General features: G+C 66.6%; 8 protein-coding genes. 3 read left to right on the top strand and 5 right to left on the bottom strand.

What is annotated here, in order from left to right; all coding sequences use genetic code 11:
* Positions 1-157 precede the first annotated feature (157 nt).
* The 3 genes from AC1DQP_RS15260 to grxD form a co-directional block, all read right to left on the bottom strand.
* Positions 158-3,352, bottom strand: coding sequence for a TonB-dependent receptor (locus AC1DQP_RS15260; protein WP_478051932.1), 3,195 nt, complete (start codon positions 3,350-3,352; stop codon positions 158-160).
* Between the two features lie 399 nt (positions 3,353-3,751).
* Positions 3,752-4,492: an SDR family NAD(P)-dependent oxidoreductase gene (locus AC1DQP_RS15255; protein WP_478051931.1), complete on the bottom strand. Its 741-nt coding sequence runs from the start codon at positions 4,490-4,492 to the stop codon at positions 3,752-3,754.
* Entirely contained in the window at positions 4,489-4,809 is a 321-nt protein-coding gene (gene grxD / locus AC1DQP_RS15250; RefSeq protein WP_256776191.1) for a Grx4 family monothiol glutaredoxin, read from the bottom strand. The genes AC1DQP_RS15255 and grxD overlap by 4 nt, the downstream gene beginning before the upstream one ends.
* 106 nt (positions 4,810-4,915) lie before the next feature.
* On the opposite strand from grxD, the gene AC1DQP_RS15245 reads away from it, so the two are divergent.
* A complete protein-coding gene (locus AC1DQP_RS15245) occupies positions 4,916-5,497 on the top strand; it encodes a superoxide dismutase (protein WP_256776192.1) in 582 nt (193 codons plus the stop codon).
* 117 nt (positions 5,498-5,614) lie between these two features.
* On the opposite strand, the gene AC1DQP_RS15240 is transcribed toward AC1DQP_RS15245, so the two are convergent.
* Both AC1DQP_RS15240 and purE read right to left on the bottom strand, forming a co-directional pair.
* Positions 5,615-6,763 carry a 5-(carboxyamino)imidazole ribonucleotide synthase gene (locus AC1DQP_RS15240; RefSeq protein ID WP_256776193.1) on the bottom strand — a complete coding sequence of 383 codons (1,149 nt, stop codon included), beginning with the start codon at positions 6,761-6,763 and terminating at the stop codon, positions 5,615-5,617.
* On the bottom strand, positions 6,760-7,263 hold the full coding sequence (gene purE / locus AC1DQP_RS15235) for a 5-(carboxyamino)imidazole ribonucleotide mutase (RefSeq protein WP_256776194.1): 504 nt from the start codon (positions 7,261-7,263) through the stop codon (positions 6,760-6,762). Before purE ends, AC1DQP_RS15240 begins: the two co-directional genes overlap by 4 nt.
* Positions 7,264-7,322: 59 nt before the next feature.
* On the opposite strand from purE, the gene AC1DQP_RS15230 reads away from it, so the two are divergent.
* Together AC1DQP_RS15230 and nadC are read left to right on the top strand one after the other, a co-directional pair.
* On the top strand, positions 7,323-7,592 hold the full coding sequence (locus AC1DQP_RS15230; protein WP_457320188.1) for a Trm112 family protein: 270 nt from the start codon (positions 7,323-7,325) through the stop codon (positions 7,590-7,592).
* Positions 7,589-8,446: a carboxylating nicotinate-nucleotide diphosphorylase gene (gene nadC, locus AC1DQP_RS15225; protein ID WP_478051930.1), complete on the top strand. Its 858-nt coding sequence runs from the start codon at positions 7,589-7,591 to the stop codon at positions 8,444-8,446. The genes AC1DQP_RS15230 and nadC overlap by 4 nt, the downstream gene beginning before the upstream one ends.
* Positions 8,447-8,488 lie beyond the last annotated feature (42 nt).

Genomic DNA, 8,488 nt, shown 5'->3' with positions numbered 1-8,488 from the left:
GTACGCGTCTTTGCGCGCAACCGATTGAGAGTACATGAAGTTACGGCTGGCAGCAAGAACGACACCCCAGCCGGCACGATGGCCCGACCCGTCCGACAAACGAAAACGGCCGGGTTGCCCCGGCCGTTCCGTATGCAGCAGGTGCTACGTCAGTTCATCAGAACTGGTAGCGGAAGCCCAGCTGCAGCGACCACTGCGACACACCGACGTCGAAGCCATCGGCGTCGGCGTTGGCGACGGTCGGGGTGTCGGCGCCGCGGTAGTTGTACACGTACTTGCCCTGGTACATGCCCTGCAGGGTGGCAACGCGACTGTCGGCGAAGAAGCCGTAGTCGTAGATGTTGCCCCAGTCCTTGTTGATCATGTTGCCGATGTTCTGGATATCCAGCCAGATCTCCGACTTGTGACCCTTCATGAAGCCCGGCAGCTGCTGGCTGATGCGCACGTCGAAGGTGTTGATCCAGCCACTGCGGAAGCCGTTCGCACCCGGCGTGCTGCCCGCGTACTTGGCCAGGTCCGGGTTGGCGGCAAGCCAATCGAAGAAGCTCTTCTCCATCGCGGCATCGGCGGTGAACGCACCGGCGTTGGTCAGCGTACCGAACAGCACGTCGCCCGGGCCCTTCGGCACGTAGAACAGGTCGTTGGCGGTACGGCCGTCGCCGTTGGCGTCGTTGGCGAACACGTAGCTGTACGGACGGCCGCTGCGACCTTCGWACACCAGGCCGATCTTGGTCTCGTAGTCACCGAAGAACTTGTGCTTCCAGTTCAGCGCGCCCGACAGGCGGTCGCGGATCTGGTAGCGCGAGGTGTTCTCGACCGGTGTGTTGGCGTCGAAGGCGTACTGATAGCCCCAGCCCGAGCTGGCGGTGGAGCTGGTCAGCGAGCCGACTTCGGTGGCATCGGTGTAGGTGTAACCCAGGTTCCAGGACCAGTCGCTGGCATCGGACCACGGCTTGGACAGCGACACGGTGAACTGCGAGGTACGACCCTCGTCGGTGTTGTTGATCAGGTAGACGTTGTTGTAACGGCCGTCCTTGCCGACACGCGAGTCAGCGGTCTGCCACGCGCCGACCTTGCGGGCGCTGTAGAACATGTCACGACCGTCCGGTCCCTGGTACTGCACCGGGCCCAGATTCAGGCTCTGGTAGAACAGGCCGTCCTTGACCTTGGTAACCAGCAGCTCGGCCGAAGCCACGATGCCGTACCACGGGGTTTCATGGTCCAGGGCCAGGTTGGCCTTGTAGATCGACGGCAGCTTGAAGTCGTTGCCGACGAAGTTGACGTTCTGGATGGCCGAACCCGGAGCGGTCGGCACCGGCTGGCTGTCCTTGTTCGGATTGAACTTCAGCGAATCGGCATACTGGTTGTTGCGGAGGCTATAGACGTTGGTGTTGAAACCGGTCGCCGAGTAGCTGTTGCTGATCCACACCTGCGGCGAATCACCCTGGAACAGGCCCACGCCACCACGCAGCTGGGTCGGGCGATCGGTGTCGAAGGTGTAGTTGAAGCCGAAGCGCGGCTGGATCAGGAACTTGCTTTCGAACACCTTGCTGTTGTTGTAGCCGAAGAAGTTCGACGCGGCCGCGTTGTAGGCCGGCTCCGGGCTGGTGTCCGGACGGTCGGCGCGCAGGCCCAGGGTCAGGGTCAGGTTGTTGTTGACGTACCAGGTGTCCTGCACGAACAGCGCCAGGTTGCTGTAGGTGTAGTCAGCGGCGATCGAACCCGGGGTGCGTTCCGGTGCGTAGTCGTAGGTGTTCCAGCGGCCGGCGGCGAAGTTGTCCAGGCCGTAGAACGTGTAGGTGCCCCACGAGTTKGCGCCGTAATAGTTGTAGATGTCGTTGGTGTCGTACGACGCACCGAACTTGACGTCATGATTGCCCAGCGTCAGCGTGCCGGCGGCGTAGTAGTTCCACGCCTTGGTCGTCAGGACGTTGTCCTGCGAGTTGACTTCGGTACCCAGGTACAGCGAGTCGCCCGACGGCGCGGTCGGGGTGCCGCCGAAGTAGATGCGCACGCTCGGGGCATCGGTGGACACCGCACGGATGGCCGAGTACTCGCGGTACGAGGCCTTCAGTTCGGTCGAGAAATTGTCGGTCCAGTCACTGAACAGCTGGGCGACGTAGCTCTCGTTGGTCTTGTTGTGCTGGTACCAGTACGAGTTCAGCGAGGCCGAGCTCGTGGTCATGCCGTTGATGCGCAGCTTGCTCTGGTCGATCTTGCTGTAACGGATGTTGGCACGGTGGTTGTCGCTGATGTTCCAGTCCAGCTTCAGCGCGTACTCTTCCATCGAGGTGTCGCCGTTGCTTTCCAGGCCACCGGCTTCGATGCCGTAAMCCTGCGCGATCTGCTGCGCGCGGGTCACGTCGGCCAGGGTGAACTGGCCGTTGGCCTTGCCCAGCGGGGTGGTGCTGAGGTCGGCGCCCGGGGCGGCCTGCTCGAACTTTTCGTAGTTGGCGAAGAAGAACAGCTTGTCCTTGAGGATCGGACCACCCACGGTCATGCCGTAGGTCTTTTCCTTGGTGAAGCCGTTGAACTTCTGGCCTTCCGGGTTGTCGCCGAACCAGTCGCCGTCACGGTAGGTGCCGTAGACCGAGCCGTGGAATTCGTTGGTACCGGACTTGGTCACCGCGTTGACGGTGGCACCGGCGGCGGCAGCGATGCTGACGTCGTAGTTGGACAGGTTGATGTCCAGCGCTTCGATGGCTTCCATCGCGACCGGCTGGCGACGGGTCGGCATGTTGTTGCCTTCCAGGCCGAAGGTGTCGCTGGCCGAGACGCCGTCGATGCTGATCGAGTTGAAGCGCGGGTTCTGGCCGCCGGCGGAGATCGAACCCGAGGCGCGGTCGATGAAGGTCACGCGCGGATCCAGACGCATCAGGTCCTGGATGTTGCCGCCGATGGACGGGGCAACTTCGATCTGCTGCTGGCTGAGGTTGGTGCCCGAACCCATCTTGGTCGCGCTGAACACTTCCGAGCCTGCAGCCACGGCGACGACCTGGACGGCATCCAGGTTGGTCGCGGCGAGGTCGCCGGTCAGTGCCGCGTTGACGGTACCGGTCTGGTTGACGCCCAGGTACAGGCCGTCTTCGGTCTTGGTGCCTTCACCGGACTTGGTGATGGTGATGGTGTACGGACCACCCACGCGCAGGCCGCGCGCGTTGTAACGACCCGCTGCATCGGTGGTCGCACGGCTGACCGTGCCCGACTCGGTATGCGTGATGGTGACTTCGGCACCGGCAACAGGCGCACCTGAGGCGGACGTGACCTGACCGCCGACACCGGCAGAGGTGCTCTGGGCGAAGGCGGGAGCGGCAGCAAGTGCGGCCACGAGACCAAGGGTGAGCTTGGACATCCGGAGACAGCGTGAGTGGGTCATTGGGGAGTAGCCTCGATGCGAGATTGGCGATGGCGGAGAAAAAAACGCGCCCAAGCAGCCTTGCTGGCGGCTGACTGGACTTTTATCTGGGTTCCCTAGCCGAGGGCTGGTTTCAGCCGCAACGGTTAACACTAGATTAACACGGTAGCGCCGGATTGTGACGGTTTGGCGACAAAACACACGCCATCACAACGCTATCGTGACGCGATCTTCACAACTGGCCCTGTTTCGCTGAATGGCTGCTGCGCCGCCCGTGCAAGGGTAACCAGGGAACGCTGCGGGTGGGTTACCGGTGGGTTGGCTGGGGAGCCGGCCAGCGGCCGGCACTACCGGAGCGGGCCGTGGTAGACCGCAAGGCGGACAGGCCCGGCCCCTTCAGGCGTCCAGGATCTGGCCGCGGTGGGCGGCGCCGGCGGCAGATAACAGAAGTACCGCCGTGGCGGCACAGTCGACCGGGTCGCGGGCGCCGCGGTCTTCGTCCAGGGAGAACGCCCGCGCCCGCAGGGCGGTGCGCATCGGGCCGGGCTGGAGGCCACTGACCCGCACCGGGCTGCGCCCGAGTTCGTCATGCAGGCTGGCGATCAACCCGCGCAGCCCGTGCTGGGCGGCACCGTAGCCGCCCCAAAAGGCCTTCCCTACCCGCGCCGGATCGTCCACGGTGAACACCAGCGCGGCATCATCGCGCTGGCGCAGCAGCGGCAGGCAGGCCTGGGCCAGCCAGGCTGGCGCAGTCAGGTTGACGTGAACCGCGCGCGCAAAGGCGCCCGGATCGGCCAGCTCGAACGGGGTCAGCCCGGCGAAATCGGCGGCGCAGTACAGCAGGCCATCCAGCCGCCCAAGCTCGGACTGCAGGCGTTCGGCCAGAACCGCGTAGTCGTCGGGGGTGGCTCCTTCCAGATCGAGCGGGTACAGCAGTGGCTCCGGGCCAACGGCCTGGACGGCGGCGTAAACCCGGTCCAGCCGGCGCGGCTTGCGCCCGAGCAGGACCACGGTGGCGCCGGCCTCGGCACAGGCGATGGCAGCGGCACTGCCGAAGCCACCACCGGCCCCGGCGATGAGAATGACGCGATCGGCAAGCGATGCGGTCCCGGCCACGACGGTCGGGACGGCACTCATGCCTGCGAGGCCTCTTCGACGATGCGTTTGAGCTCGCCGGATTCGAACAGCTCCAGCACGATGTCGCAGCCGCCGATCAGCTCGCCATGGATGAACAGCTGCGGGAAGCTGGGCAGGTTGGAGAAACGCGGCAGGTTGGCGCGGATCTCGGGTTCCTCGAGCACATTGACCGTGCGCAGCGCGACCGCGCCGGCGGCCATCAGCGCCTGGATGGCGCGACTGGAGAAACCGCACATGGGGTACTGCGGGGTGCCCTTCATGAACAACACGAGGGGGTAACGCTCCACTTCGGACTGGATCTGCTGCATCACCGCCACAACGCCTCTCCTGCAGGTGGGACAACCCGACCTGGCCGGTCGGATAGACTTCCCTCATCGCCATTGTAAGCCTTCCGGCGTCCCTCTCCTCAATCCATCGCGAGCCATGCCCCTCGAACTGCCCCGCCTGCCCTACGATCGCACCGCCCTGCAGCCCCACCTGTCGGCCGAGACGCTGGACCTGCACCACGGCCGTCACCACCGCGCCTATATCGAGGCGGTCAACGCGCGCATCGACGGTACCGAGCTGGCCGAGCTGCCACTGGAAGACATCGTGCGGCAGAGCCAGGGCAGCCTGTTCGACGCTGCCGCCCAGGCCTGGAACCACGGCTTCTACTTCCACTGCCTGCATCCGCGCGGTGGCGGCGACCCCAAGGACCGGCTGGGCGAACTGGTCACCCGCCACTTCGGCGACATCCGCCGGCTGCGCGAGGAATTCGACCGCGCCGCGCTGGGCCTGTTCGGCTCGGGCTGGGTGTGGCTGGTGCAACACCCGTCCGGCGCGCTGGCGATCCAGACCACCCGCAACGCCGGCACCCCGTTGACCGGACAGAGCACGCCATTGCTGGCCTGCGATGTGTGGGAACACGCGTACTACACCGACTACCAGAATGAGCGCGCACGCTATCTGGAGGCGTTCTGGAAACTGGTCAACTGGGACTTCGTGGCCGCGCAGTTGCGGGATTGAGGGCGCGCGCCGTCATAGCGGCGACAGCTGCCTGGTTGGCGAGGAGCTGGCCAACGGCCGGCACTACCCGTTTGTCGCCGTCGGCTGGGGCGCGGGCGCGCAGGCCGCGCGCCCGTTTCAGCGGCGTAGCGCAGCCGCCACCGGGGCGACCTGGGCGGTACGGTCAAGCTGCCCGCCCACCGCGTCCAGCGCGTCGGCCAAGGCCTGCGCATCATCGTCGCGCAGCGTGGCATGACCGACCTTGCGGCCGTCGCGCGGCTGCTTGCCGTAATCATGCCAATGCCCGCTCGGCTGACCGAGGACAGCGGCCGCTTCGGGCATCGCACCAAGCCAGTTGAGCATGCAGGCGTGGCCGAGCATGCGTGTATCGCCCAGCGGCAAACCGAGCACGGCGCGCAGGTGGTTCTCGAACTGCGAGGTCTCGCTGCCTTCGATGGTCCAGTGGCCGGAGTTGTGCACGCGCGGCGCCATCTCGTTGACCAGCAGCTCGTCCCCGCGGCAGAACAGCTCCAGCGCGAACACCCCCACGTAATCCAGGCGTTCGGCCAGCGCGCGGGCATGGCCGATGGCGGCCTCGTGCTGGGCAGGACTCAACGTCGCCGGCGCCAGGCTGGCCGACAGCACGCCGTCGACATGCCAGTTGCCGGTCACCGGCCACGCGCGGAATTCACCGTCGCGGCCGCGCACGGCGACCACGCTGACTTCGCGATCGAAGGCGACGAAGCCTTCCAGGATCAGCCCGGTCCGCTCGACGTAATCGCCCAGTGTGGCCCAGGCCGTGTCGATGTCGGCGTCGCTGCGGATGCGGAACTGGCCCTTGCCGTCGTAACCCAGGCGGCGGGTCTTGACGATGCAGGGCATGCCAAACTCGGCCACCCTGGCGGCGAGCTCGTCGCGGCTGCGGATATCGGCGAACGGCGGCAGCGGGATGCCCAGCTGCTGGAACAGGGTCTTTTCGCTGAGCCGGTCCTGGGCCACCGCCAGCGCATCGGGATTGGGATACACCGGCACGCGTTCGGCCAGGAAACGGGCACTGCGGGCGGGCACGTTCTCGAAATCGAAGGTCACCACATCCACCCGCGCGGCGAAGGCGGCCAGCGCGGCCTCATCCTCGAATGCGGCCACCTGCAGCGGCGCCACCTGGGCACCGCAGGCATCAGCGGCCGGGTCGAACAACTCGAAGCGCAGGCCCAGCGGCGCGCCCGCGAGCACCATCATGCGGGCCAGCTGCCCGCCGCCCAGGATGCCAACGGTCTTCGTGCTCATTGACGCGGATCGTCGTGGGCCATGACGTCTTCAGTCTGGCGGGCGCGGAAGGCCTCCAGCGCCTCGCCGATGGCCGGCTGGTCGGAGGCCAGCATGGCCGCGGCGAACAGCGCCGCGTTGGACGCGCCGGCATTGCCGATGGCAAAGGTGGCGACCGGAATGCCGGCCGGCATCTGCACGATGGACAGCAGGGAATCCATGCCGTTGAGGGCCTTGGACTGCACCGGAACGCCCAGCACCGGCACGGCGGTCTTGGCCGCGATCATGCCCGGCAGGTGGGCCGCGCCCCCGGCACCGGCGATGATCGCGCGCAGGCCACGGCCGCCTGCCTGTTCGGCATAGGTGAACAGCACGTCCGGCGTACGGTGCGCCGAGACCACTTTCACTTCGTAGGGAACGCCGAGCGCATCGAGCTTCTGGGCGGCGTGCTGCATGGTTTCCCAGTCGGAGCGGGAACCCATGACGATGCCGACGAGCGGCGCGGATTGGTTGGGGGTCATTGGCCGTCACCTGCCTTAAAGACGTATTCTAGCCATCTTCCACGCAAGACGAAGAATCCATGGATCGCAAGCTGCTCGACCTGCTGTGCTCGCCCGACACCCGCCAGCCCCTATCCCTGCTCGATGCCAAGGGCCTGGACGCAGTCAACCGCGCGATCGGCGCCGGTGCCGTGGTCAAGGCCGATGGCAGCGCGCAGGCCCTGGCCCTGCGCGAGGCGCTGCTGACCCGCGACCGCAAGCAGGTGTTCCGCGTCGACGACGGCATTCCGGTGCTGCTGGCCGAAGAGGCCATCGCGACCGCGCAGATCGCCGATTTTCCGGAAAAATGAGTCCGTCCGTCCTTGAGGCACCCGATGCGGCGGTGGTCGCCGCCGATGTGGCGCGCGCACTGGCCGAGGACATCGGCAGCGGGGATGTCACCGCCGCCCTGCTGCCCGACCGTCCCGACAGCGCCTACCTGCTGTGCAAGCAGGACGCGGTCATCGCCGGTCGGCCGTGGTTCGACGCCACCCATCGGGCGCTGGATCCCGACGTGACCATCAACTGGCGGGTGGCCGAGGGCGACGCCGTCACCGCCGGCACCGTGCTGGCGATCCTGCACGGGCGCAACCGCAGCCTGGTCAGCGCCGAGCGCACCTCGCTGAACTTCCTGCAGACCCTGTCCGGCACCGCCACCACCACCGCACGCCATGTGGCGGCCGTGGCCGGCACCGGCGCGCGCATCCTGGACACCCGCAAGACCCTGCCGGGGCTGCGCGTGGCACAGAAGTACGCGGTGCGCTGCGGCGGTGGCGATAACCACCGGATGGGGTTGTTCGACACGGTGATGCTGAAGGAAAACCACATCCGCGCGGCCGGTTCCCTGACCGCTGCGGTGCAGGCGGCGCGCGCGCAATGGCCGCAGTTGCCGCTGGTGGTGGAGGTCGAGGACCTCGATCAGTTGCGCCAGGCACTGGCGGTGGGCTGCGAACGCATCCTGATCGATGACTTCGATGCGGGGATGCGCCGTGAAGCGGTGCGGATCGCGGCGGGTCGGATTCCGCTGGAAGTCTCCGGCAGCGTCGGCCTGGAGGGATTGCGTTCGATCGCCGAGGACGGCGTGGACTGCATCTCCATTGGCGGGCTGACCAAGCACGTGCAGGCGATCGATCTGTCGTTGAAATTGGGCCCGCCGCCGGCTTGAGCGGCCTGCACCGGTCGTGCCGGCCGTTGGTCGGCTTCGCGC

This window comes from Stenotrophomonas sp. P5_A8 (genome assembly GCF_056400545.1).
This window is presented reverse-complemented; position numbering and strand designations above follow the sequence as displayed.

Excerpts from the sequence above, each read along its gene's own strand:
- AC1DQP_RS15240 (WP_256776193.1), bottom strand. The coding sequence starts at position 6,763 with ATGAGCACGAAGACCGTTGGCATCCTGGGCGGCGGGCAGCTGGCCCGC.
- AC1DQP_RS15245 (WP_256776192.1), top strand. The coding sequence starts at position 4,916 with ATGCCCCTCGAACTGCCCCGCCTGCCCTACGATCGCACCGCCCTGCAG.
- nadC (WP_478051930.1), top strand. The coding sequence starts at position 7,589 with ATGAGTCCGTCCGTCCTTGAGGCACCCGATGCGGCGGTGGTCGCCGCC.
- purE (WP_256776194.1), bottom strand. The coding sequence starts at position 7,263 with ATGACCCCCAACCAATCCGCGCCGCTCGTCGGCATCGTCATGGGTTCC.
- AC1DQP_RS15255 (WP_478051931.1), bottom strand. The coding sequence starts at position 4,492 with ATGAGTGCCGTCCCGACCGTCGTGGCCGGGACCGCATCGCTTGCCGAT.
- AC1DQP_RS15230 (WP_457320188.1), top strand. The coding sequence starts at position 7,323 with ATGGATCGCAAGCTGCTCGACCTGCTGTGCTCGCCCGACACCCGCCAG.